Origin of the sequence: Paenibacillus sp. FSL R5-0519, from assembly GCF_037974275.1 — a bacterium.
Classification (GTDB): domain Bacteria; phylum Bacillota; class Bacilli; order Paenibacillales; family Paenibacillaceae; genus Paenibacillus.
In genome coordinates this window covers 2,600,456-2,623,444 of record NZ_CP150234.1, presented here as the reverse complement: position 1 = coordinate 2,623,444, position 22,989 = coordinate 2,600,456, and the positions used below count along the sequence as shown (strand labels likewise).

Here is a 22,989-nt window from a genome sequence, read left to right as displayed (position 1 = left end):
TACTTCACTCCATCCCATCTTCCCCATACACAACCTTTTCATTCGCGCCTTTTTCTATGCTCATAATATAGTCATGTGAGTTTCAACATGGTCTCAAAATGAGCTCAGACTCGGTTCACGTTCGGGTCAATAATTCCCTCTCTTAATTACATGCTAAGATAGACTATAATGATATAGTTATTTTATATAGAAATAAAGAATAGAGGGATATAACAATGAAAATACTTAGTGTACATATTAAAAATTACAAAAGCATCAAAGATTCAGAAGAGATCAAATTACATGCCAAAATGAATGCTTTGGCAGGTAAAAACAACACTGGTAAATCAGCTTTCATTGAGGTTTTGTATAGAGTTTTGCATGGTCAGCTAGATGTATTACAGCCCACAAACATACTACTAACAGAACTTGTAATCGAAGTGAATTTTTCAGTCGAGGAATTTAGTATATTATCTGACTCTATTAATCCAGAACACACAATAAGATATTCAGAGAGATTCCGAATATTCTTTAAGCATTTTGCTGACAGTAATATTACGATTTTTGGAAAAATACAAGGATACTATAATGATGATTTTTTCGATATTTTCGTAAACAGTAATTATGATCAGTCGGGATCTCAATCAGAATATTTTTTTGCGAAATACGGTGAGAGCGGATTATTTGGGACCAGAGATCTTGCTTTCCTTCATAATTTAATTTCTCTTCTCAGAACAAAGATTGTTTATATAATTGGTTCAAGATATGTACCTTCGTTTGAAGCTTCAAAAATAAATCGCACATTAAATATTGATGGTACCAACCTCAATGGTTTTCTTTACACATTACATAATAACGATGAAAAAACTTTTGATAGAATCAAGAATGTTTTTACTCAAATATTCACTGACGTAACCTCCATAAGCACTCCTGTCAAGGAACTAGAACAAACTTTCATATCTATAACCTTCGACGGCTTAGATACAGCGATTCCTTTAAATCATTGTGGCAGTGGGTATACTCATGTTCTTTTGCTTTTATGTGTTTTATTCACTAAAGGAAACTGCGTAATTCTTTTCGATGAGCCACAAGTATTTCTACATCCTTCAGCAGAAAAAGCCATATATGATATAGTAAATGAGATCGGTGAGCACCAGTATATTTTTACAACTCACTCACCAATTCTAATTAATTATCCTTCAGAGAAACATTTATACCATGTTAGTAAAAATAAGGGGATCAGTTCTTTCACGCAATTAATGCACATACAAGAATTATTACATGATATAGGTGTTAGTAACAGTGACTACGCTTTATCTGATAAATTAATATTTGTAGAAGGACAAACTGAGGAACTTGTAATTCCGATGATCCTCTCTCATTTCGGCTTAAAACAAATCGGTTATAACTACAGAATATTAAATATGAAGGGAACTGGTAATTATTTTAGTAAGAATTCTGCTATGCGGGAGTATAAAAACAAACTTGACCTAGTTCTAAGTGGCATATCAAAGAGCCCAATACCTTACAAAATAATTATTGATGCGGACGAGAAAACTGATGAAAAACTTAACGAATTAAGAAAAAGTTATGGGGAACATATAATTATTTTGGGACGACGAGAGTACGAGAACTACTTTTTGGACTGCTACCAAGAAATTTCTGAGATCATTAACCAAAATTCGTCAATAGCTGCTACAGACCCAGATCGAATAAAGAGCAAAATCGACCATTTATTATCATCAACCGATGACAACAAATTATTCCATAGGAAAGGCTCTACAGATGTATTAAAAGACGTTGTTGGAAGTAAAGTGTTAGAACGCTTATTCAAAAGTTACTCTTTACACTACAATAAAATAGTTCATGGAATGGAACTGACTAAATTAGTGTTAAACAACACTCCAGAAAAATTTGAATTCTTTAAGAGCGAACTGCAAGATTTCATTAAAGGATAACAGTGCAAAAAAAGAGAAGCTGACGATTAATCGTCAGCTTCTCTTTTAGTATTCTGCATCATCTTGCTCAAAAAAGCCGATTAGCTTCAAGGTATTTGCGACACTCTCCAGCCCCTCATCGATCTTGCGCTTGATTATACTATCACTGAGAGCGCGCCGGAAGAAGAGTATCGTTTCTTTGCGTGAATAACCTTGAATGTATCTGTAATCAACGGCTTTACGGGCTTCTTCGTCTTTGATTAGCCGCTGCTCCCTTTCCAACTGGTGTGTATAGAAGTCCTATCTTTTGTACACCCAGCGCTGTTTCTCTATAAGAATCGTAGCGTTTGCCGTCTTGCCCGCAGCAGATCAGTTTTATTGAAGATTCAAGTTACTTTATAATCGCCCTCCCTCTTAATATGATTTCAAAGTTTCTTGTTATCTTTTTATTGATACACCTCCTATTGTTGGAAGCATAATAGACTGAGGGGTTCCCATCAAATATTCACCGAATGTGAGAACATATGCGTCAGCTCTGTCCGGTGATTTTAATCCGCGCTTCTTCATGTTCTTTTTACTTTCAAGTAATATCTTACCCTTACTGTTCATTGAGTATTTTCTTGTATCACTGATGACCGACGACCATATGCCCTCTGAGTTCATTCCAGACAATCGGCTCCAAATAACCGAATTCCTCTATACTGCGGCGAAGCTTCTCATATTCAACATCACCAGGTTGAAGGTCAACACGGGGGTTGTAGGCTGCTGCATTAATCTGATCAATTGGCACGATTCTGATGTTCATATTCTCTACCTCCTGTAGTAATGTGGCAACAAAAAAAGAACTAACCTTTTGGTCAGTCCTTCATCTTTGTATATTACAGTTGTAGCTCTTAATAAATATAAACCTTGTCGAAGTGATAAGCCTCGTTGGACGAGAAATTGATATCAAGCAATACATTTGCAGCATTGCTGTGCTTACCCAAAGAAGTGATAACATACTCGTATTCATCATTATTGTACTTCTTCAGGAATTCCCTTCCAGACTCTGTCCCTTCGGTTATTGCATCTTCCTCACTTTTATTTCCATGAGGCACATGATTATAAAATTCCTTAACCACAAAGAAATTCAGAACTTCTTCTGAGGTCGCGCGTTTCTTTCCCTCAACAGTGCTATATGGGAGATTGTAGTGATCAGTTACTTCATCTTTTAAAAATATCCGAAATGCTGTGAATTGCATAATCTCATCTAGTTCATTTTCATAGAGTCCTATATAAGATTTAGGATTTTTCAAAATGCTTTTCTCAAACATCAAATACTTTTGATCAATAATATCTGTTGGAAATTCACCTTTAGGAGCAACAACCAAAATGAGATGGTGTTTACCAGAGCTGTTTAATGAATCAAGATAATTTTGAATATCCATATAATCCCTCCTCAACTACAATAATTCAACAAAAACAAGCCTTTTCCTCCAAAATGTGAGCGAAGGAACATAAATATTTGTGTTGAGTTGGTTTCGACGTTTGGGTGATCTTCATATTCGTGCGTACGCGCAATCAGACGGTGTTCTCCGCTCTTCAATGGTTTGATCCTTGCAAACGGACGTTCTCATGCTGAGAAGCTTAAACCGACTAACATTCTGTCATATGAGAGCAAAAGGAAAAGCACCACGGTGGGTGCTACGTTCTCTTGATAGTTTTAATTTCTTTTTTTAACTTCTTTTTCTGTTTCTTACGCTCGTCTTTCTCAAGAAACGGATTTCGTTTTAAATTCTTTATACTGATTTTTATATCTTTGATTCTCGCTTTCTTCCTTTTTCGGGTGCTTAAATGGAATTCGTTATATAATCGGCCATAGCTTTTCTTAACATTTTTGCTAAAATTCCGATATGACAGGGCTTTATTAACAGAGTGTTCTTCCAGTGCATATTCTTCTTGAGCACCATTTTCAACTTTAAGCCATAGAACAAGATCATCATATTCTAAAAGATGTATCTTATTATAAATTTCATTTGAGACGTTTTGGATAGCTTCTTCCCATACTTCAGGATCTTCGGCCTCAGGTATCTCCCTATACATCTCTTTTCCGTTCGGATCAACATCATAGACTTCTTTATTATATTTTATGCTCAACCTTCCTTCGTATCGAATAACCGTGCTGTACAAATGGTTGTAAAGTTCAACCAACTTTTTCTCGGTTAGAGCCCTTTTGGTAGCATTGCTACTTTGAAACCATTCTTTAATTAACAATGCTCCTGTAGTAAGGAGTGCAGTAGCTACTGGTATTAATAGCAAGCCAGTATAATCAATTTCGCTCATCTAAATTCCCTTCCATGTCAAATATGATAGGGATATTTTACCTCTTTTGGGCAGACAGGTCTACTACAGAACTGCTTCACTCCATCCCATCTGGCCCATAAACAACCTTTACATTTCTCAGGTTGCTTACTGGGGCGAATGCGTTTCTTTTTTCGTCTTCTGCTGCTGATCACTTCAATTCTCCTAATAAAAAAGCTGATCCATTGAAGGAACGACTTTGGCTGTGTTATGTACGATAATGACCAATCAAAATACGTTTTATGGCTATATAATGACGCTTTTGGATAATCGTGTGACGGTTTCTAAAAGATTGGTGTCCGTACCGTCCGCAGCAAATGCGCTGCGCTCTTTGCTTTAAATGCATACGTACTTTGTAACTATAGAGGAAGAACAAGACCTTTTTACTTACACGCAGAATTTATAGTCAAGATCATAAAAACTGATGAGGATTGATTAGTTCGAATTATGCATGCTTTTCCTCTAAATTTCTCCCTATTTCATTAAAGATAATCAAAATAGATTAACCTATCATCCCTCGTGCACATAAATCCAGCAGAACATGCCACAAGAAAGTAACAAGAAGCTCATTTTCTTCTGAGGCATACTCTTGATTATCATCGAAGATCACAATCCATTTAGGTCCAGCAGTTCGGAGATCAAACTCATTATTAAATGATAACATACTGATCAAAGAACCAACCGAAAATAGAGGGAACACATCTTTTATATCAACCCTTTTCCCTCCATCATAGATAACGGTACAACTATAATCATTCAAATCAACCGCCTCTACTACATAAGATGTATCCACACCAGGAGCAATGATAAAGAAACTATCTCCTTCTCTTAGTGCATAATTCACAGCACGTATTACAGTCATTGTCTCTTCGGTTTCAAATTCAAATACTTCGTCAATTGTTAATATATCGCGTTCATAATGCATTTAGGCATCTCTCCCTTGATGTGATACTACTTATTTCGACAACAGGTAGAGATTACCTTCATACAGAACAACACCTCGTCGTTTGCTTTAATGAAACAAAAAAGGCGAGAAGAGTAACGCCCCGGTCATATGCCGCATGTGCAGGTGTGCGTTTCATTCTCGCCGATTTTCACAATACAAATATATCACGTCTAAATTCCAATGGAGGATAATTAGATTCTCAATAAATCCATAATTTCTTCTGCAGTAATTTCAACAGTCTCCGTTTCTTCTGGACAGCCTTCTGCGTATAAGCTGTACTCAAAAATTATTTTTTCATCTCTCATTGCAAGTCCTATCAATGATTCTCTATCAGACCATTCTTTTTCCGGATTTAATCTAGTTACCTCCAGATAAGTATTTGGGTGTATACAGTCACTGACTCCTCCTGCAAAGAAAATTCCGGACTCTTGTATCTTTTGTTCAGTTTGTAAAACATTGTTAAGATTAATGTTTATAATATTACTAGAAGAAGTCTCAATAGCGTATTTACACCCTGATACTGCTTTGACTCTTAAAGCCGGATAATTCGCCATATATTTCCCTTTATTTTTTATTCCAATTAGTAGATGAAATGAGGGAGTATTACTAACAATACTAGTTCGATGTCTAACCACTCTGCAATAGATCTCTAATTTAGGTTTCACTCTTCTTCCAAATGCATCTTCAAGCATAAAATGCTCCATCATTATAAAATTATCTCCCGCTCTGGTGTAATAAATATTTTCTGTACACATTGCCCTATGGGGAGGAAGATCACTTGCTGGGACGTAGGAGACGATAAACCCTTTGTCACTCTTTGGATCATCATTGATGTATATCTCTCTATTGATGACTCCCGTATTAACCGGAACCAAAGCATCGCTTATTAGACTATTCAGGTCAGTTAAGAACCTTTTCAGCCCAGCTATTGGCTGTTCTTCACGAGCTACATCTGGCCCCGTATTCCCCTCTTTTCTTGCATCTATTCCCCACACAATAACTCCGCCACTGGCATTAGAAAAACCAGATAATGCCTTAGCATATGTGGTCTTATCATCCCTCTTTAATCCATCCAAAAGAGGATTAGTTTTTCTTTTGAAGTCCAAAAAGAGATTCTCTTCTGAAGTTCCGATCATACTTTTTATCCCGTTATAACCACCTTCAACAATTTGTTTAAACAATAACTGTGCATTATCCAAAGTACTCACCATCCCATTTGTATATATCCGATATTATCAGAAAAGAAATTATGAAAGAAGTCCAACCTTTAATTTGATTATTCTGACTATTCCACAAGACCCTACCCACTCAATATACGAAAAATTAACAATTAATTATTATCTCTTGATAGACACACCACTTATTGTTGGAATCATAATAGACTGAGGTGATCCCAGCAAATATTCACCAAAGGTGAGAATATACGCGTCAGCTCTATCCGGTGACTTGAGACCACGTTTTTTCATGTCCTTCTTACTTTCAAGGAGTATCTTCCCCTTACTGGTCATTGACCATTTTCTTGTAGTCAATTGAGCAGTGAGTACATCATCGTCAGGTAATTGTAAAACAGAAGGATCTCCATTCATGTAATTGCTCATGTTCTGCTCCAATTGTCCTTTAATGGATGCCCACATTTCTGCGCCTAAATTTCCGTAATGTTCATCCAATGAGGATGATCCGTTATTTATCGGAATTACTTCATAAGGAAGTCCTTCTTCGGCAATAATCTCATTCAGTCGATCCGTCACTCCACCACCCACGCCGGTATCATCTATCCTGATTCTCGTATGGACAACTTCCGGGTAATGTGGCAACAAGTCCCTTATCAAATTCAAAACCCAGCCGGCAGTGACCATAGTATCTTTCTTGAAATGATGATGCTGTCCAACTGTTACCGGCCCTATCCCTGCGTAAATGGACGTCTCATCGTCACCAAAACGAGCAACGTCACAGCCAATCGTCATGATGTCACCGACTGGAGAAAGATTTACTTCCTTGGCAGCGAATTCAGCAACTTCCAACGCAATAAATGTTTCGGATTCCCCTCGTGGGAACTCACCTTCAACCCGGACACGCCATACATCAGATCCTTTTCCATACTTCCGCTCAAGCATAGCTATATTCTCTTTGCTTGTCCGAGGACTGTTCAAACAGGATACTTTGTGCGTGTTGTAATCTGCCCGGTCCCTGTTGTGAGAATCATAGAATACACCGCTGGTTCGTGTTGGGTTTCCACACATGAGCAGCTTGTTGAACTCGCCTGAGAGTGTACCAAGGATCGCTTCCATGATCCGATCCTCAACCCCTGAAGCTTCGTCCACAATGAAAAGCATGTAATCTTCATGAAAACCCTGCATGTTCTCGGGCTTGGTAGCTGTCCGAGCTGTAGCAAACCAGCGCTCCTCATAATTTCGCATGTAAATCTTCGTTTTGGTCCATTTAAGTATTCGCTTGAGCAGAGGACTCTTCTCTTGCCATTTACTTATCTCTGCCCAAAGTACATCATGTAGCTGCTGACGTGTAGGAGCTGTACAGATAACCTTCGGAAACGGGAAACACGATAGGAACCATAATGCCACCGCAGCTTCAAGGCCAGTCTTCCCCACACCTTGTCCAGATCGCACAGACACTCGTGGACCTCCAGCTATGTCCATCATCACTTCTGCTTGCCACTCATCAGGAGTGAATTTCAGCAATTCCACGCAAAAAAGAACCGGGTTCTTCCGGTACTCAGGAATTCGCTTTTTGAATGCAGCAAATCTGCGTTTAGTTTGTGGAGACTCTTTACTCACCAGTTTCCACCGCCTTCACCCAATCTTCGATCAGATCATCCTCGGTATCTCCATCGCCGTTCTTCAGTTTCTCAATCTCAAGGCGGGTTTTATCAACTTTGGCCTGCATCTGATCCAGTTTCAACCTTCGCTCATCTTCCTGCGGCGCGATATCAAGGAATTGTTTGATAGCTCCCCTGATCTCACGCATGACCGTAGCCTCTGCCTTGATAAAACTAGCATATTTATCCCAAGCGAATTGAATTTCCCATTCGTATTCATCTCCATACTCCCCTGGTTTCTCCCTTTTCAACTCTTTGGTCATATCCTCTTTGTCTTTGATGAAGAAGATTCGCTGCGCCCAAATGATCTTACGGAATCCTTGAGTGATGTTATGCCAGATCATGTCTATAGGTTCCATTTGCTGAACAATGTCAATAAGTTCAAGGTACTCAGGATCTTGCGGCTCGAACTTACGGAACAATCCATGTGTAACAGCTTTCTGATTGCCCAGAGGTCCCCCTTTTCCACCTCGATTACCTTTAGCGTTCTGGTTGCCACGAGGAGCACCAGGCTTAGCATTCGCCATCTTTCCTTCCCATTGATCAAGTGATTTCCACTTCCGGACTGATTCAGGTGTAATGCCCAACTTTTCCGCAATCTCTTTCGGCTTCATCGCCCCGCCGCTATCTTTCCAGATTTTGAAGGCTTTCTTCCGATTCGGATTCTGCTTTCTGCTCACAAAATTATCACCACTTTCATGTAATTGAGTTGGAATTCCTATTTAAGGTCAGTAATAGTCAAACGTTACGAATCAAAATAAGCCTCCGTCTGAATCGCAGGCTGTTGTTCTGTGCTCATATTCACTAAATAATGTAAGTTGACTGAAACATAAAGGTAATTCTGTTTCACTCATTTAGGGCATAAAAAAACGTGTTTCTTCATCTAATGTCCTCACCTCGCTTAAATGAGTGCACTAAACGGTGATTTATGTTTCACCCATATCACCTTAATTTCAGAATCGCTCTGTCCATCATGTCCTGAGTCAACCCAATATAGTCTAAAGTCTCTCTCGGATCGATGTGTCCGAACATTTCCATTAGTAACGCTAAATTCTCTGGATCGTCCATATAAAGGCGGTATGCCCAGGTTTTACGCAATGAGTGAACCCCTATGTCTTTGAGGCGAAATTCTTTGGCTGCTTCACTCAGAAAACGATATGCTGTCGTTCGGTCAATCGGCTGTTTCCGCATCCGGCTAACCGTCTTTGCCTGGCGACTGGGAAATAGAAAATCAGTCGGAATCATGTCGGCTGTGTAGTCATCCAGATCTGATCGAATACTTGGATGAATGATAAACGTTTTGGCATGCTTGTTCTTTTGCTCAACCATGCTTATGTGAGTTCCCTTCGTTTGCCACACCCTTAGACTAAGCAAGTCAGAAACACGAAGTCCGCTGTATATACCCATACAAAAGAATAAGTAATTGCGCATGCTTCTTATATAGAAGTATTCCTTCATCCCTTCTATAACCCGTTCATCACGGATCGGCTGGACTTTCCTCATTTCATCACCTTCTCTGGATCATGGTCCTTTTTCCAACATCTCGGCATAATACATAATTGATTCACTCCTGTCCACGTTCCCCATCCACACCCACGACACTGTTCCGGCTGCTTGTCCGATACCCTTGGAATAGCCGGTTCATTTCTGCTGAAATAGTTACCCTCCATACTCTTCCCTCCAATACAAAAAGGCCGCTCCTAAGAGCGACCTTCTCATTTACGTTATTATATGGATTTAAGATAACATGTTTTTAATTCAGGATTACTTCGTTTTTCTGGACAAGGATAATTTAAGGAATAGTTTAATCAATACAAGACGTTAGTCCCCCATTCTACTAACCACCATTCATCCCTTATGCAAGCGTGCATTAAATCCTGGTTCAAATGTCATGTTTCAGCCCTCAGAAATATTACTATTGTCCTAAAATAAGTAATACGATAGAATTAAAATTGGTAAATATTGAATTAGGAGAGAGAAAATAATGACTAAAAAGATTTCAGGATCAAAAGGATTTATTGCAGGTTTTGTAGCAGCTGGAATGCTGTTTGGAGCGACTGCATTGGCTGCGAGTAATTCAGTAACAGTTGATATCGCAAACCTCAAGTTTATGTTTAACAATGTAGAAAAAAAGCAGGCAGCAGGAGAAGTAAGTTTCATTTATAAGGGTACTACATATGTTCCTCTACGGTTTGTAAGTGAAGGTCTAGGTGAGAAAGTGGAGTATGACGGTAAAAACAAAGCTATATGGGTTGGTAAACGTGATGGCTATGGTATCAATTTGACATCCAAGGATTATGCACGTTTTGATGCCTATGATAACCGTATGTGGTTCAATGAATCCGATAAAACGGTGACAGGGACGGAGTACAGAAATAACATTCTCACACGGGTTGACGCTGGATGGAAAGATGAGAAGGTTACATCGGTTGAGTATAACCTGGACGGAAAATATAAACGTCTGACGGCTTTCGCGGGAATTGAGGATAAGTACAAAAATACTTCAGGAGAGTACACAGTTACTTTCTATGGTGACGGAGAAGTCATTAAGTCATATGAAGGTTTGAAGGGCGGAGATCATGCGGTACCTGTAGATATTAATCTAGAGGGTGTACTGAAACTGAAAATTGAGTTCAGTGCAAAGAGTGATTATGCAAACATTTTAATTGGTGAGCCGAAGTTGTATCAGTAATGATAAAACATCCAGTCAATGTACCGACTGGATGTATTTCTTTTAATCGACCCACTCAAGTAATCTCCATCCCGAGGCTTTTCATCTCGGAATCAGTAAGCCTATTTCCCCTTCGTTATTCCGCCCTCTTCCATAGTCAATTGTTACAAAATCTAAGGTTCGATTGAATTTTAAACTGTTAGCTATGTTAGCTATGGCCCTGCGCCGCTTATCTGCAAATGTAGTCGCCGCGATGCCAGGAACGCCCTTACGATAACCTTTTTCCATGTATTCCTGCGCTTTCAAGTATTTTTTCCCTTCCAAGAATAACAATCTTGCTGCAACGCCTTCGTGTACATCTTTTAAGTTGTTTATAGCAAATCGGACATTGTTGGATATGAACACGTATAGCTCGTAGTTGGCATGCCGCTTGTCCTTCATGATAACAGAATTTGCCGTTACATCAGAAGTTAGTTCATGACCCGTCTCACGTTTAGCAACCGATCCTTCTGCCGACAACAACTCATAGGCTGACATTCCATTCTCAATCTGCCTTAGTGCGAATTCATAGTTTTGTATAATGTCCATCATGTCTACATATTTTCCGAGTAACCACTTGGTTTTGCGGATATCCACTTCATCTACATCCGAGAAAAAGTTGAGTTGAATGATCTTATTTGTATCCTCGAAATCTTCTCTGTTGACTACTACAACTACTTCATCATTACTCACGCTTATCCGCTCCTTTGTGTTGTGGGAAGGGAGGGTATTCTCGTTGCCAAGAAATTGTACAAGTATGCACAAGTCTTGTTTGCTTCCTGCTTCGACGTGCCCAATTTTGTCCGAAGACTACTCTTGTTTGATATAGCACTCCACAGGCGTTAATTCGGATGCAACGATTCCTACATATTAGCAGTAACGTTCAAGTGTTATCCTACTAATTTTGATAGGTTGATTGCCGCGTTCATGTCACGGTTAATCTTTAATCCGCAATCACATTCGTAGGTGCGTTCAGACAGCTTCAGTTCATTCTTAATCTGTCTGCAACACGAACACAATTTTGATGACGGGAACCACCTGTCGGCCTGAATAAACAGTGCACCGATCTTTTCACACTTGTATTTCATCTGCCGGGTAAACTCATGCAACTTCTGCCCAGCAATCGCTTGGCTCAAGTGGCGGTTCTTCATCATCCCGTTAACATTCAAATCCTCCATTACAACGGCACTCGGCTTGGTTTTCGCTATAGCGCTTGTGGCTTGATGAATGTGATTGGTACGGATATTCGTTATTCTCCGATGAAGCAAACGAATGGACTTTTCGACTTTTACAATGTTGCATGTCTTGACGAAACGCTTCCCCTCCTTGTTCATCTCATATTTGCGTGAAACCTTGCGTTGCAACCTCCGCAATCGTTTCTCTGTCTTTCTTACGGCGGATGTCTTGTTGATGTTCTTAAACACCATTCCGTTACTACAGACCGCCAGTTCTTTAATGCCTACATCAATACCAATCGCCTCGTCCGACAGTTCAGGGATTTTTTGCTCCTGCTCAATACCTACAGATACGTACCAATACTTTCCGTCAAACGATACGCGCGGATTGCTGTACTTGTCCGATTCTGGAAGTTGTTCGGACGTTGCCACCCAGCCTATTTTTTCGAGTAAGACCTTACTGTCTTTGACCTTGAACTTGACAGTGTCGTTGTAGAACACTGGTTTGGATCGCTTCTTGCTCTTGAACTTCGGTTTCTTGGATTGTCCTTTGAACATCTTCTTGTATGCGTCGCAAGCATCTTTTACGGCTTGTTTCGCTACATTGTTGGACACATCGTACAGCCAAGCATATTCTTCCCGTTGCTTGAGTTGCGTCAACTCTTTTCGCATTAAACCATCGTTCAAGAACTTCCCGCCGTTCTTGTAATTCTCTTCTTGCCGGGCAATCGTCAAATTGTACACCCAGCGGGCCGTCCCTGCCGAACGCCACAATTGCCGCTCCTGCTCAGGAGTTGGTCGAATTCTAACCTTTTTAGCTAGAATCATTTAATCACCACCTTTAGCTATACTATACAATAACTATTGAAAGCTAATGTACAATTGTATGAAAAAAGAAGGAGGTAAATTAAATGAAAGTAGCCATCAAAAGAATTGTTAGAGCAGAAAGAAAAAAGTGTATACTGGCTGATTCGGGAAGCGAATATAAGCCACAAGGCTGCTTACGACTTAGATAATAACCAGACTAAAGGTATTCAGTTTGATACGTTGTACAGAATATGCAAGGCTTTAGAATGTACCCCGAACGACATATTCAAACTCGGGCATTGACGTTCGAGATGTGTATATATATGTTTATTTATTAATTGGTGTTAAGTTCATTCCCTTCCTCTCTTAAAAAAGTGCCATCTGCCCGACTTTGCCAGCGGCTATTGGATTAATCCATAAAACCTCGGTCCGGATCCGACCCGCTTCTGCTTTAACTGTTTTTGTTTCCCTCCGCCAATCTGCCAATCGCTCGTCATACATCGGATGCGCGTATCCTGAAAGTACAACCGGTCCAGGATGATCCATCAGAACATCAAGCAGTTCCGTGTGGTCATCCTCATTCATTTCGTTCTTATACATCCGCTTGCTGCGAGTTGATAGGATGTATGGTGGATCTGCATATATAAGGACTTCAGGGCGTTTATATCGCTCAATTAGCTTCACAGCAGGCTGAGATTCTATCTGTACATCGCGTAAGCGGTCAGTCACTTGCATTATTTTGTCCGGTAGCTTCTGCCAGTCACGAGCGGGATGCGGCGCGTTCAAGTCGATGATGTGCCTCCACCCTGTCCGATCACTTGTTTTTCCGCCTCGGGCCATCCAGCAACGGATCAAGAATCTGCGTGCCCGTTCGATATCGTCCCCTTCGGTTTCATAGCCCTTGTAATACTCTGCTCGGGCATATGGAGTCCAATGAATAAGTTTGGCCAGTTCTTCAGGTTGATCCCGAATGATCTGAAACAGGTTAGATACTTCGCCATCCAGGTCGTTCACTGTTTCAAGAATAGATCTGCTTTTGTTGAAAAGTATGGCTCCGCTCCCGAAGAAGGGCTCCAGATATGTGGTGTGATCAGGGAACTGGCTGATAATCCAATCCGTCATGCTCCATTTGCTCCCTGGGTAATGTAGAATCCTGGGCATCTTCATGTCTTGTCTCCCTTTCTCTGTTATCCAGGGAACCACAACCCCAGATAACGTTATAAACTCGTTGTTATATTAATTATTTGCATATTAATCATCGAAGTGTCCGTATCCAAACGGAACTTGATGCTTCTCTTCAACTCTTACGATATCGTTAATCAAAGTCTCGAAAATTGCGATTTGTTTATCATCCATCATTTCAATAAGCCGGACCTCTTTTGCTTTCAATGAACGTCCTGCCGCTGAAGAGATAAGCTCTTTAACGGGATTTAATGATTGCTCACGGTTCTGTTTTTCCTGATCCACTTTCTGTTGCGCATCTTGCTTCCGATTGTATTCATCCCAATCTTGTTCGTCGAACCAGAAGTGGTCTCCATATTTATCACGGAAGGCAGATATCCAAAACTGAAGCAACTCCTCATTCGTTTGTATCCGATCATGACAGGGCCAACAAAGCCGAAGACCGTTGTTCTTAACACCGCGTCCTTTTCTACCTCGCGGATATACATGGTGAGTAGTTGTTGCTTCAACAATCTTGCAGGATTCACAAATCCCGTTTGATTCTACGATAAGCTGAGCTATGACTTCTTTCGGGAAATCGCCGCGCTCCTTCGAACCTGGTCTGGATTGGTGATGAGATAATATTCCCTTCTTCCATTCCGGAACAGGTCGCTTTTCTTTCTTGCCACGTCCGAAACTGCTCGCTTTCTTTTCTTTCGCTTTTTTCTCCGGTTTCCAGAATGTCTGATGGGCCATTACTCATCCGCCTTTCCCTTCGCATTTCCTGTGCTTATGCTTATATTTTGAACCTAATTCACTACGATTCCACTACGGATTTAGCGGTTCCAATAATCCGAACTTTTCCAAAACAGTGTAATGCGCTTGTCTTTCTTCGGCAGTCGCTTGCACTTCTTGAAGGGAGTATCCAACATAAAAAGCAATGGCTTTCTGCACTTCAATATGTTGTTAATCAAAGTTTTTCAGATCTACAGTACTCATATCCAAACCTCCTTTACAAAGCCGACAATCGATTTTGTTTTTCTTCAAATTTTGATTTTATATCGGGTGGTAAATCGCTGATCACTGCATCCCATGTATTCATCAGTTCTTTGTTAGAAGAACTTAACTGTTTAACCTGCGCATACCTTTCAGATAAAGCTGTGGAGAATTCATCTTTCTCAGCTTCAGTCACAGAGCCCACCTCCCAATTGACTATTAAGTTCAAGTAGAATGTTCCGTAGATGAGGTAAGGAAATGTTTCCTTTGCCCTTGGGTCCAGGGCTTTGTCCACTCATGCCTCCATCTCAGTTTCTGGAAGCTCCATCGTATCTCCCTCTTGCCTAAACTCGATTTGATTTGGATCGTATGTTGGTTCCCAATGACCGTTTTCTTGTAATATACGTACAACGTCTTCAGCGTAAGTTTCGTCTGTATTTACGACCAGGTACATGTTAAACCCAACTTTCCCCTCCGATACTCGACCATACTGAATTTTATGAAACAAGCGTAGCAAGTCTTCTTTCTCCTGTTGGTTAAGATGCTTATTAATGTCCTCGTTTTTGATTACGGTATGTTTGATTTTCATTTTGCATTCTCCCTTCATCTACTCGTTTTTTAAGTGCATTCGCCGCTCGTTTACGCGCTGATTTTTCCTTCTTATACTGGGCAAGCGGTATGAATTCTCCGCGTTTTTTGACGAGTATATCAATTGGTAAAGTCGGATATTTCGCTTGAAATAGTTTCAGTTTGACGCGGAACGTGGAGGTCTCCACTCCTTTAATATCCACCACCCGTTGACTGTCATCTAATTCAGTTACCAGGAAGTCAGCAGTGTAAGTGACCTTCGGTTTCTCTTGAAGAACAAATTTAGGATGACATTCGAAGGCTTTAATCTCCCCAAACCTCTTTTGCTGGAGAAGGAGCTGATAATACTCTCCCTCAGCTATGCTATCGAATCGTATACCGGTTATATCCAGATTGTGCTTTTTAACGATCCATTCCGAGAACAATGTCCCGTCTTCAGTGACGATCACTTTGGTTGCATTGTATTTGTTCATTACACTTCTTCCGTCCTATAAGGAAGTACAATGTGAACCGATCTTTCATCACTCTCATCCAGAATATAGATAGGTTTGACTTTACCTGAGCACACCAAAGTTACTTGATCTCCATCCAATGCTTTGATGGCATCCATGAAGTATTTTGAGTTTAAGGCAACAGCGAAATCTTCACCGCTAAACGACAGAGGAACAATACTTTCGCTTGCCTTTCCAGTCTCTTTCCCTTGCCCTCGAATACTCATTTCTTCTTCTGAGATGTTGAGAATTATTTTGTTGTGCTTGTCTTCCTTTGCGAGTGTGTAAATCATTTCAAGACAATTCATTAACTCTTTTTTATCTACTGTTATTTTGGTGACACCCTCTGGCACAACTGACATCCGGCTCACATCCGGGAATGCTCCTTCTAACACTCGGGAATAGAAGGTGAACCGATCCGTCCTAGCAAATACGTGAACTACTTCTCCAGTAAAAGACTTCGAGAAGCCAAATTCGATATTGTCTTTATCCAAAATTATCTTTTGGAGATCCCCGAGTGCCTTAGCCTCTATAACAGCTCCACCTAATTTATTAACATCTGTGGCATACTCCGTTTTTGCGAGTCGATGTCTATCTGTCGCTTCAATACCAATCAAACCGTCATCGATATAGATGTGTGCTCCTGCGAGTATTGCTGCATTTTTACCCGTGGGATCGGCTGCATAAGTTGCCTTTTTGAATAGTCTCCTGAGTTCCTTGCCAGTAGTTTCGAACAACTCACTGTCGTCAATAGTCGGCACTTGCGGGAATTCCTGCGGATCGAAAATACCCATGTCGATTTCTTTCTTTCGGGACCTAATAATCACAGTAGTTCCCTTAGTCTCAATACTGACATCGCCAGTAAGTTTCTTCATCATTTCCAACGATAGTTTCGGAATCGCTATCACTCCATCCGAATCTACCTGGACATCCTTGCTGAAGATGTACGACTGAATTGTTGTCCGAGTATCCGTCCCGGTAACTTTAAGCCCTTCGCTGTTTGCTTCGATCAAGAAGCAATCAAGAATCGGCATGAGGCTCTTACTCGCAAAAGCCTTACTTGCATCTTCGAGAGCTTCAACCAGCAGCTCACTATCCACGACTATTTTCATAAGGTCGGATTCCCTCCTTTACTTCTTTTTTAGCTTGTGGATTGCATGTTGGGCAAGGACCCAACATCATCATTGCGCCTTTAAATTGGTAAGTTACCTTTGCGCCATCGCATGTTTTGCACATTCTACTATCCCCTCCGTCTATTTCTTCCGCCTACCGATATTGTTTTTGCAAAAGGTTCAATCCGCTCAATGATCCGCTCTGCCTTCTTCTCATGCTGCTTTCTGTCCATCTCTTTGGCATCTTTTACATTAGCAAAGTGATGTCTCAGTTCATTAACTGTCAAATTGGAAGTATATATTGTCGGCAAACGCTCCATGCGCCGCTGGAGTATTGGCCCAATCACTTCATCCCTTGTCCAGATGGTTAATGTCTCAGCTCCAATATCATCGAGTATCAGTACAGATGCTGTCCGTAGAGAATCAAGTTTGCTCTCAACTGTTTCTGTCTTGGAACCAATAGCATCCTTGACTTCGAGTAGAAAATCCGGGACATAAACCATGAGAACATCGATGTCACATTTGGCAAGTTCTTGTGCAATCGCTCCAGCGATCAGGCTTTTACCTACACCCATCGGGCCATAAAGATACAATCCTTCTGTCGTTTGCCCCTGATTAAATGTGCTACAGAATTTGACCGCCGCCGTTATCGCAGCTAATCGCTGTGGATCAGGTTCAATATCATCAAAGGCGGCGTTCAAAATGTGTTGTGGGATGAAGTGGCTTTTAATCCGTTGCCCTATTCCCTGTTGTCGCTCGTGAGACTTCAGTAAATCGCATTTACTGAGCCGAAACACTAACTCGTCCGATTTATCGGGGTTAGGCTCTTCGACGCTCCTATGCCCCTTCTGGACGTTCTGACAGCTCGCTAGACCAGGACACGCATCGCATGCATCACATTGAGCAAGGTGCTCTGATACATCTCTATATCTTCGTGGGCTAATCAGGTCGCCTGAACGATCAGGGTACGCTTGTCTAAGCCGCTTTATTTCTGGATGGTTATCAATCTGTCGGATAGCCGCCTGCTGTCTTTCCGCAAAATCAGGAGGGATCAGCGCCTTTAATTCTTTTTCGAAGCTCCCCATACTCTCACACTCCTTGTTTTGACCGTAAAGCAGCCAACATTTCTTTTAAATCATTCTCTGTCACAGAAGCTTCGGATGATTCTTCCTCAGGCCGAGTGTCCGGCACTGGAACTACAACCTGATTTGAGTTTTCTCGCTTCGCATGCAGCGAATATACAACCGTGGCGCAATAACTCAGGTTTCGTATCTGATCCCATTTGTTTTTGGGTCTAAAATTGTTGAATGCCTGGTCAATCCCGTCTATGACTGTTTGGAGCGGAATCCTTTCAGCCATGAACTGCGTAACAGTCTCTTCATCGTTGAATGATATCTCCAGTCCCTTCCCTCTCCTCTGGAGATAACGAGCTGCCACTTGATTGCGGTAATCGATTTGGGAAACCTCCTGATCAGAGCCAGTATCTGCTTCAGGATTAGGAACAGAATCCGGGTTTCCCTTGTATGGTTCAAATACCGAATCAGGATCACTTAAACAACAACTAACTTTAATACTGTCTTTAAACATGTCTTTAGAGGTGCCTTCACTCTTACTCCCACAAGGGATTGGGCCCTCTTCGACTTCCACTTTTCGTAACTCATCAGTTACACTTTTCGTAACTTCGGAGTTACACTTTTCGTAACTTCCAGCATGTTTCTGTTCTTTTTCAGTTACACTTTTCGTAACTTTTTTAGCACTTAAATTAATAGAAATGAGTTCTGAAAACTTGTCTTTATCCCACTCTTTCACAAGATTAACTCGCCATTCATCATAGTTTTTATTGAGCGAATAAACTTGATTTCCGTCCCACATGATTACTTTGCATTGTTGCAAGTAAACAATTTCTTTCTTCGCGTCCTGAATACGCACTCCACATAGTTCAAAATGCTTCAGGAGGGGTATGACAGCCTCTTTCTTTTGACAGCCATACGATAATCTTAGAACGAGTTTGAGAATCTTCTGCTGACGTTCGGTGAACTTCCTGCTGATGATCTCATCCCATATCTCATTAGCTATGCCGATGTATCCGTTTCCTAACTGGGGACTTGCCACTCACCTCACCCCGGAACTTCTGATTTCTATCTTCTTACGTTTATTGCGAATACTTGCAAAATAATAAATTTATGATAAAGTCATGTGTAGTTGATTTAACAAATGATCGTGTTGGTAGCACGATTAATCTAAGGACTCATTTGATACTGTTGTTGCGGTAGACTCTTCTGCAATAGTAGTTACAAAAGAGTCCTTCTTCTTTTGGATCAGGTGTTTTTTGTCCAGAGAAAACCTCTCTATCGCAGTGCTTACACAAACCAATCACTGTCCCTTCAACCTTATAGCCTGATGGCTCTTTCCAAATTAGACCTTCATACTCTGCGTTCTTATCGATTGATCGTTCCAATTCTTCAAGACCGATACGGAGCACCTTGATTTGTTGTTTGATGGGTTTGATACTACGCTCCATTGCTAATGCATCAATTGCATCGTCACACAAATCCCTGATCTGTCTTCGCAACACTCTGGTTTGCATCAACTTATGAGTGTGTATCATCATTTCTTTTTAGCGATGTTTCTCTGTATGATCGAATATTGTAGTGGCTTGTGTGACCAGATACGTGCTAAGTCATCCAGAGTCATAAATTTGTATACCATCGGCTTCAACTCCTGTCAGATCAGATGTAGTCTTCCGGACGAAATTCCTTAATGAAATCAACTGCGTCATCAAAGTCGATACGCCGTACATGGCTGTATTTCGCTACTTCGAATCGTTCTTTCAACTTACTCCAGATCATCCGGCGGTACCGACCGACCAAGTCTTTGAATTTCTCATCTGACTCCTTGTATCGGTCCTTCGTTAATAAATTCGACTTCTTGCGAACAAGAGACTGGAGTTGGTAGCACTCCGCATCCGTCAGAGTCACGCTGTCCCGGACCTCCTGAACCATCACTTGGACCTCTCCAACCTTTTCTGCTACATCCTCTTGCATCTGTCTGATGCCATCCACCAAACCACGAATCGCCATACCTTGAGCTTCAGTTAACTGCATCTGTCTTTCAACAACCGACAAGAAGTCAGGCTGATTAGGATTCATCAATGTTGTCATTCAGATTTACCACCTTTCTCGAATTAATTGCCGGACGAAGTTGGTCTATGAAGGATTGGAGCATATCAAGACCTTCTGACAGCCGTTTCTTCTCACTCGTGCTTGCGCCAGATACTGCACCGAGCATGAACGATGTAATTCCAACCTTTTGGAGAAACTGTTTCACATGGATGCTAATTTGTATGGTGTTGCTATCAGCTTCGAAGCGAAGTTTCTTCATTTGAGTTGTCGCCAGTTGTTCATCGAAGTCATCTGGCTGCTGAAGCTTCATAGTCTCCAATTCTTCTTTCGTCCGCTGATAACCGACTTTCAGTTCTTCTACCTTCAGACGCTCAGCTTCCACATCGTCCTGAAGCTTGGCTTTCCAGTATTGGTCACGCTCTTTAATCTTCCGTTCAGCTTCCTGAGCTTTCTGTTCCAGAAGAACTTCTGTCTCTTCATCTCGGCGTTCTACTGCCGCTGCTACTGCTTCGTCCACCTGAACGGCTGGAATCGCATCCTTGTATCGCCGTTGAAGTTCTTCTTTCTCTTGTTCAGCTTGCAGTGCCCGCGTTTCTGCTTCTCGGACTGCGGCTTCAAGACGTTCTTTTGTTTCCGTAAAAGCCTTATGTGTTGAAATGATTCCTTCGTCGAGTTGCTGAATGATTTCCGCCGTAGCATTCTCCATGATAAATTTGGCTTTATCATACGTTTTACCAGAACCAAATCCTGCTTGTTCTGCAACGATATCTCTAACCTGTCCGGTTGGCTGCTCAGGAACAATTTCCTTGCCTCCTGCCATCCGTTCCTTGGCCTTAATTCGCTCGACGTCTTCAAGGCGTTTTGCCCATTCAACTCGCTCCGAGAAGGTGAATTCTTTTCGGTGCTCATTTTCTGAAATCTCAAGCCGAAGTTGATGTTCAAAGTCGCTGATTTCCATCACTCGGACTACTACCTCTTTACGTCCCAGGTATTGATGAGCACGCAAGCGGCGTTCCCCTGCAATTAACTGATAATCTGGTGTTACAACGATAGGATTAATGAGACCGTTTTGTTCGATATCTTTTGCTAATTCTTCAATGCCGCCAAAATCTTTTCGGATTCGGTCACTGACTTTGATTTTATTAGTGTCAATTAACACCCTGATTCTCCTTCCAGAACGTTTAAAATAGAATCTTCATATTACTGGCTGTTCAGCTAGCCACTCTTCCAAAAATTCACGTGTTTCTCTTGCTGGAAAGTACCATTTACTTCCGACTTTCCTTTTAGGAAACCTTTTATCAAAGAAGAATTGATCCTGAATGAAATTCCAACTCATGCAAGTCCTGCGCTTCAATTCGGAGGCATCCCAGAAGATATACTCAGCGTCGGCTTCTTTTAAAATCTCTGTCACTTTCTCCTTTAGGAGTTTTTTTATTTCTTTTTCATCAACGCTGATCGATAGCATAAAAATCTCCTTTCCCGATAGATTGATAATTTAATTATCAATTAGGTCAAAAAAATATATTCTACATTATTGACGATATTTATATTATCGTTTATATTAACAGTAGATAATTTAATTATCGCTTTTTGCATGACTAAGAAGCCTTTCAAAATAATCAGGAAACAGTTTTTCTGCTGGATGACCGAAATATTTTGATAATTTGAACATGAGATCTCTGCCAGGAGTAAATGTTCCATTCTCAATCATTCGAACATAAACCGTTGAGATTTTATTATCTTGAGCCACTTTTGCTTGTGTGCCTTTATGTTTCCTACAGTCTGAGAAAAATTGTCGCTTTTGTGTTTCCACTAAACTGTTCACCTCCTTGTCTCTGATTATATTTGATAATTATATTATCGTCAATATTATTTTGATAATTTTATTATCTTTCTTATTAAAAAGGAGAAATTGTACAAAATGAAACTAGGTCAGAGGTTAACTGAATTACGCGAAAAAAAAGGATTAACTCAAGATCAAATGGCAGAAAGACTCGGTATCAAACGTCCTAGGTACAATTCATGGGAAAATAGTATCGCAAAACCTGACATTGAGTTTATTGATAAATTAGCCGAACTGCATCAAGTTTCAGTAGATTTTCTGCTGGGTAGAGATTCAACAGTACTTCCCGAATGGGCAACTCCCAAAGATAAAAGAGATTTCAAAACAATGTTAGAGGAAGATGGAGACGTAATGTTTGACGGGGTACCTATCTCAGGTGAGGATAAAGAAAAAATCAAACGAGTTATGGAAGCAATGTTTTGGGACGCTAAAAAAGATAACAAGAAAACCTACGGTCGTAAAAAGAAAGAGGAATAGCCTATGGACGATATCGTTCAAGGACTCATTAAACGCTTCAAGACAAACGATCCCTTTATAATTGCAGAAAGACTTAACATTAAGGTTTGGTACAGTGATCTTGGGAAGAATACACGTGGCATGTACTATCGTAAACTAAGGCGGCGCTTTATCGTAATTAACTCTGATCTAAGTGAGCCTTGGATGAGATTTGTTTGTGCCCACGAACTCGCCCATGATCGTCTCCACCCCGGCATAAGCAGATTCTTCTTAGATGAACACTCATTCTTTAATGCAGGAAAATACGAAAGACAGGCAAATCAGTTTGCAATTAAGTTACTGACAGCAACAATTGAACCAGAACTTGGGGAAACGAAGGAACAGTTACTAAGACGCTGCTCTATTCCACCTGAACTACATAGCTTTATGTAATCTTGCGCTTCCACCGTTGCAAGACGGTTTAACATATACAAAAACAGAACATACGTTCTTT

General features: G+C 40.8%; 28 protein-coding genes. 4 read left to right on the top strand and 24 right to left on the bottom strand.

Going from position 1 to position 22,989, the window contains the following annotated elements:
* Positions 1-215 precede the first annotated feature (215 nt).
* Entirely contained in the window at positions 216-1,937 is a 1,722-nt protein-coding gene (locus MKY73_RS12040) for an AAA family ATPase (protein ID WP_339307659.1), read from the top strand.
* A gap of 604 nt (positions 1,938-2,541) precedes the next feature.
* On the opposite strand, the gene MKY73_RS12035 is transcribed toward MKY73_RS12040, so the two are convergent.
* The 9 genes from MKY73_RS12035 to MKY73_RS11995 form a co-directional block, all read right to left on the bottom strand.
* A complete protein-coding gene (locus MKY73_RS12035) occupies positions 2,542-2,721 on the bottom strand; it encodes a hypothetical protein (RefSeq protein WP_339307658.1) in 180 nt (59 codons plus the stop codon).
* Positions 2,722-2,809: 88 nt separating this feature from the next.
* Complete coding sequence (locus MKY73_RS12030; RefSeq protein ID WP_339307656.1) at positions 2,810-3,343, bottom strand: hypothetical protein; 534 nt, start codon at positions 3,341-3,343, stop codon at positions 2,810-2,812.
* Between the two features lie 256 nt (positions 3,344-3,599).
* Positions 3,600-4,238, bottom strand: coding sequence for a hypothetical protein (locus MKY73_RS12025; protein ID WP_339307654.1), 639 nt, complete (start codon positions 4,236-4,238; stop codon positions 3,600-3,602).
* Positions 4,239-4,758: 520 nt separating this feature from the next.
* Positions 4,759-5,181, bottom strand: coding sequence for a hypothetical protein (locus MKY73_RS12020; protein WP_339307652.1), 423 nt, complete (start codon positions 5,179-5,181; stop codon positions 4,759-4,761).
* A gap of 212 nt (positions 5,182-5,393) precedes the next feature.
* Positions 5,394-6,401, bottom strand: a complete 1,008-nt coding sequence (locus tag MKY73_RS12015; protein WP_339307651.1) for an ATP-binding protein — start codon at positions 6,399-6,401, stop codon at positions 5,394-5,396.
* A 138-nt stretch (positions 6,402-6,539) separates the two neighbouring features.
* The gene (locus MKY73_RS12010; RefSeq protein ID WP_339308563.1) at positions 6,540-7,940 is read right to left on the bottom strand and encodes a DEAD/DEAH box helicase family protein; all 1,401 of its coding nucleotides are present in this window, start codon (positions 7,938-7,940) and stop codon (positions 6,540-6,542) included.
* 46 nt (positions 7,941-7,986) lie between these two features.
* Positions 7,987-8,715 (bottom strand): phage terminase small subunit, encoded by a 729-nt coding sequence (gene terS / locus MKY73_RS12005; protein ID WP_339307650.1) that lies wholly within the window; start codon positions 8,713-8,715, stop codon positions 7,987-7,989.
* A gap of 262 nt (positions 8,716-8,977) precedes the next feature.
* Positions 8,978-9,466: a tyrosine-type recombinase/integrase gene (locus MKY73_RS12000; protein ID WP_339308562.1), complete on the bottom strand. Its 489-nt coding sequence runs from the start codon at positions 9,464-9,466 to the stop codon at positions 8,978-8,980.
* A 68-nt stretch (positions 9,467-9,534) separates the two neighbouring features.
* The gene (locus MKY73_RS11995) at positions 9,535-9,705 is read right to left on the bottom strand and encodes a hypothetical protein (protein WP_282321068.1); all 171 of its coding nucleotides are present in this window, start codon (positions 9,703-9,705) and stop codon (positions 9,535-9,537) included.
* Between the two features lie 314 nt (positions 9,706-10,019).
* On the opposite strand from MKY73_RS11995, the gene MKY73_RS11990 reads away from it, so the two are divergent.
* On the top strand, positions 10,020-10,727 hold the full coding sequence (locus MKY73_RS11990) for an NPCBM/NEW2 domain-containing protein (protein ID WP_339307648.1): 708 nt from the start codon (positions 10,020-10,022) through the stop codon (positions 10,725-10,727).
* A gap of 81 nt (positions 10,728-10,808) precedes the next feature.
* On the opposite strand, the gene MKY73_RS11985 is transcribed toward MKY73_RS11990, so the two are convergent.
* The 15 genes from MKY73_RS11985 to MKY73_RS11915 form a co-directional block, all read right to left on the bottom strand.
* Positions 10,809-11,438 (bottom strand): hypothetical protein, encoded by a 630-nt coding sequence (locus tag MKY73_RS11985; RefSeq protein WP_339307646.1) that lies wholly within the window; start codon positions 11,436-11,438, stop codon positions 10,809-10,811.
* A 197-nt stretch (positions 11,439-11,635) separates the two neighbouring features.
* Positions 11,636-12,748, bottom strand: coding sequence for a transposase (locus tag MKY73_RS11980; protein ID WP_339307645.1), 1,113 nt, complete (start codon positions 12,746-12,748; stop codon positions 11,636-11,638).
* A gap of 345 nt (positions 12,749-13,093) precedes the next feature.
* The gene (locus MKY73_RS11975; RefSeq protein WP_339307644.1) at positions 13,094-13,894 is read right to left on the bottom strand and encodes a DNA adenine methylase; all 801 of its coding nucleotides are present in this window, start codon (positions 13,892-13,894) and stop codon (positions 13,094-13,096) included.
* Positions 13,895-13,978: 84 nt separating this feature from the next.
* On the bottom strand, positions 13,979-14,644 hold the full coding sequence (locus MKY73_RS11970; protein WP_339307642.1) for an HNH endonuclease: 666 nt from the start codon (positions 14,642-14,644) through the stop codon (positions 13,979-13,981).
* A gap of 256 nt (positions 14,645-14,900) precedes the next feature.
* The gene (locus tag MKY73_RS11965) at positions 14,901-15,080 is read right to left on the bottom strand and encodes a hypothetical protein (protein ID WP_145323072.1); all 180 of its coding nucleotides are present in this window, start codon (positions 15,078-15,080) and stop codon (positions 14,901-14,903) included.
* Between the two features lie 99 nt (positions 15,081-15,179).
* Positions 15,180-15,473 (bottom strand): hypothetical protein, encoded by a 294-nt coding sequence (locus MKY73_RS11960; RefSeq protein ID WP_339307641.1) that lies wholly within the window; start codon positions 15,471-15,473, stop codon positions 15,180-15,182.
* The gene (locus MKY73_RS11955) at positions 15,433-15,945 is read right to left on the bottom strand and encodes a DUF1064 domain-containing protein (RefSeq protein ID WP_339307640.1); all 513 of its coding nucleotides are present in this window, start codon (positions 15,943-15,945) and stop codon (positions 15,433-15,435) included. Before MKY73_RS11955 ends, MKY73_RS11960 begins: the two co-directional genes overlap by 41 nt.
* The gene (gene dnaN, locus MKY73_RS11950; RefSeq protein WP_339307639.1) at positions 15,945-17,075 is read right to left on the bottom strand and encodes a DNA polymerase III subunit beta; all 1,131 of its coding nucleotides are present in this window, start codon (positions 17,073-17,075) and stop codon (positions 15,945-15,947) included. Before dnaN ends, MKY73_RS11955 begins: the two co-directional genes overlap by 1 nt.
* A 128-nt stretch (positions 17,076-17,203) precedes the next feature.
* Positions 17,204-18,160 carry a primosomal protein DnaI gene (dnaI, locus tag MKY73_RS11945; protein WP_339307638.1) on the bottom strand — a complete coding sequence of 319 codons (957 nt, stop codon included), beginning with the start codon at positions 18,158-18,160 and terminating at the stop codon, positions 17,204-17,206.
* A gap of 4 nt (positions 18,161-18,164) precedes the next feature.
* Positions 18,165-19,187, bottom strand: coding sequence for a replication protein (locus MKY73_RS11940; RefSeq protein ID WP_339307636.1), 1,023 nt, complete (start codon positions 19,185-19,187; stop codon positions 18,165-18,167).
* A 136-nt stretch (positions 19,188-19,323) separates the two neighbouring features.
* Complete coding sequence (locus tag MKY73_RS11935) at positions 19,324-19,596, bottom strand: hypothetical protein (protein WP_339307634.1); 273 nt, start codon at positions 19,594-19,596, stop codon at positions 19,324-19,326.
* Between the two features lie 208 nt (positions 19,597-19,804).
* Positions 19,805-20,236, bottom strand: a complete 432-nt coding sequence (locus MKY73_RS11930; protein WP_339307632.1) for an ORF6C domain-containing protein — start codon at positions 20,234-20,236, stop codon at positions 19,805-19,807.
* Positions 20,214-21,356, bottom strand: coding sequence for a ParB N-terminal domain-containing protein (locus tag MKY73_RS11925; protein ID WP_339307631.1), 1,143 nt, complete (start codon positions 21,354-21,356; stop codon positions 20,214-20,216). The genes MKY73_RS11930 and MKY73_RS11925 overlap by 23 nt, the downstream gene beginning before the upstream one ends.
* Positions 21,357-21,392: 36 nt before the next feature.
* On the bottom strand, positions 21,393-21,662 hold the full coding sequence (locus MKY73_RS11920; RefSeq protein WP_339307630.1) for a group-specific protein: 270 nt from the start codon (positions 21,660-21,662) through the stop codon (positions 21,393-21,395).
* Between the two features lie 111 nt (positions 21,663-21,773).
* Positions 21,774-22,010: a helix-turn-helix transcriptional regulator gene (locus MKY73_RS11915; RefSeq protein WP_036674139.1), complete on the bottom strand. Its 237-nt coding sequence runs from the start codon at positions 22,008-22,010 to the stop codon at positions 21,774-21,776.
* Between the two features lie 108 nt (positions 22,011-22,118).
* Between MKY73_RS11915 and MKY73_RS11910 the strand changes: the two genes are divergently transcribed.
* A complete protein-coding gene (locus MKY73_RS11910) occupies positions 22,119-22,517 on the top strand; it encodes a helix-turn-helix domain-containing protein (RefSeq protein ID WP_145148561.1) in 399 nt (132 codons plus the stop codon).
* Between the two features lie 3 nt (positions 22,518-22,520).
* A complete protein-coding gene (locus MKY73_RS11905) occupies positions 22,521-22,928 on the top strand; it encodes an ImmA/IrrE family metallo-endopeptidase (RefSeq protein ID WP_282321047.1) in 408 nt (135 codons plus the stop codon).
* Positions 22,929-22,989: the final 61 nt, after the last annotated feature.

Coding starts and splice junctions, on each gene's coding strand:
- MKY73_RS12040 (WP_339307659.1), top strand. CDS start 216: ATGAAAATACTTAGTGTACATATTAAAAATTACAAAAGCATCAAAGAT.
- MKY73_RS12035 (WP_339307658.1), bottom strand. CDS start 2,721: ATGAACATCAGAATCGTGCCAATTGATCAGATTAATGCAGCAGCCTAC.
- MKY73_RS12030 (WP_339307656.1), bottom strand. CDS start 3,343: ATGGATATTCAAAATTATCTTGATTCATTAAACAGCTCTGGTAAACAC.
- MKY73_RS12025 (WP_339307654.1), bottom strand. CDS start 4,238: ATGAGCGAAATTGATTATACTGGCTTGCTATTAATACCAGTAGCTACT.
- MKY73_RS12020 (WP_339307652.1), bottom strand. CDS start 5,181: ATGCATTATGAACGCGATATATTAACAATTGACGAAGTATTTGAATTT.
- MKY73_RS12000 (WP_339308562.1), bottom strand. CDS start 9,466: ATGCGCAATTACTTATTCTTTTGTATGGGTATATACAGCGGACTTCGT.
- MKY73_RS11995 (WP_282321068.1), bottom strand. CDS start 9,705: ATGGAGGGTAACTATTTCAGCAGAAATGAACCGGCTATTCCAAGGGTA.
- MKY73_RS11990 (WP_339307648.1), top strand. CDS start 10,020: ATGACTAAAAAGATTTCAGGATCAAAAGGATTTATTGCAGGTTTTGTA.
- MKY73_RS11980 (WP_339307645.1), bottom strand. CDS start 12,748: ATGATTCTAGCTAAAAAGGTTAGAATTCGACCAACTCCTGAGCAGGAG.
- MKY73_RS11975 (WP_339307644.1), bottom strand. CDS start 13,894: ATGAAGATGCCCAGGATTCTACATTACCCAGGGAGCAAATGGAGCATG.
- MKY73_RS11970 (WP_339307642.1), bottom strand. CDS start 14,644: ATGGCCCATCAGACATTCTGGAAACCGGAGAAAAAAGCGAAAGAAAAG.
- MKY73_RS11960 (WP_339307641.1), bottom strand. CDS start 15,473: ATGAAAATCAAACATACCGTAATCAAAAACGAGGACATTAATAAGCAT.
- MKY73_RS11955 (WP_339307640.1), bottom strand. CDS start 15,945: ATGAACAAATACAATGCAACCAAAGTGATCGTCACTGAAGACGGGACA.
- dnaN (WP_339307639.1), bottom strand. CDS start 17,075: ATGAAAATAGTCGTGGATAGTGAGCTGCTGGTTGAAGCTCTCGAAGAT.
- dnaI (WP_339307638.1), bottom strand. CDS start 18,160: ATGGGGAGCTTCGAAAAAGAATTAAAGGCGCTGATCCCTCCTGATTTT.
- MKY73_RS11935 (WP_339307634.1), bottom strand. CDS start 19,596: ATGGAGCGTAGTATCAAACCCATCAAACAACAAATCAAGGTGCTCCGT.
- MKY73_RS11930 (WP_339307632.1), bottom strand. CDS start 20,236: ATGACAACATTGATGAATCCTAATCAGCCTGACTTCTTGTCGGTTGTT.
- MKY73_RS11920 (WP_339307630.1), bottom strand. CDS start 21,662: ATGCTATCGATCAGCGTTGATGAAAAAGAAATAAAAAAACTCCTAAAG.
- MKY73_RS11910 (WP_145148561.1), top strand. CDS start 22,119: ATGAAACTAGGTCAGAGGTTAACTGAATTACGCGAAAAAAAAGGATTA.
- MKY73_RS11905 (WP_282321047.1), top strand. CDS start 22,521: ATGGACGATATCGTTCAAGGACTCATTAAACGCTTCAAGACAAACGAT.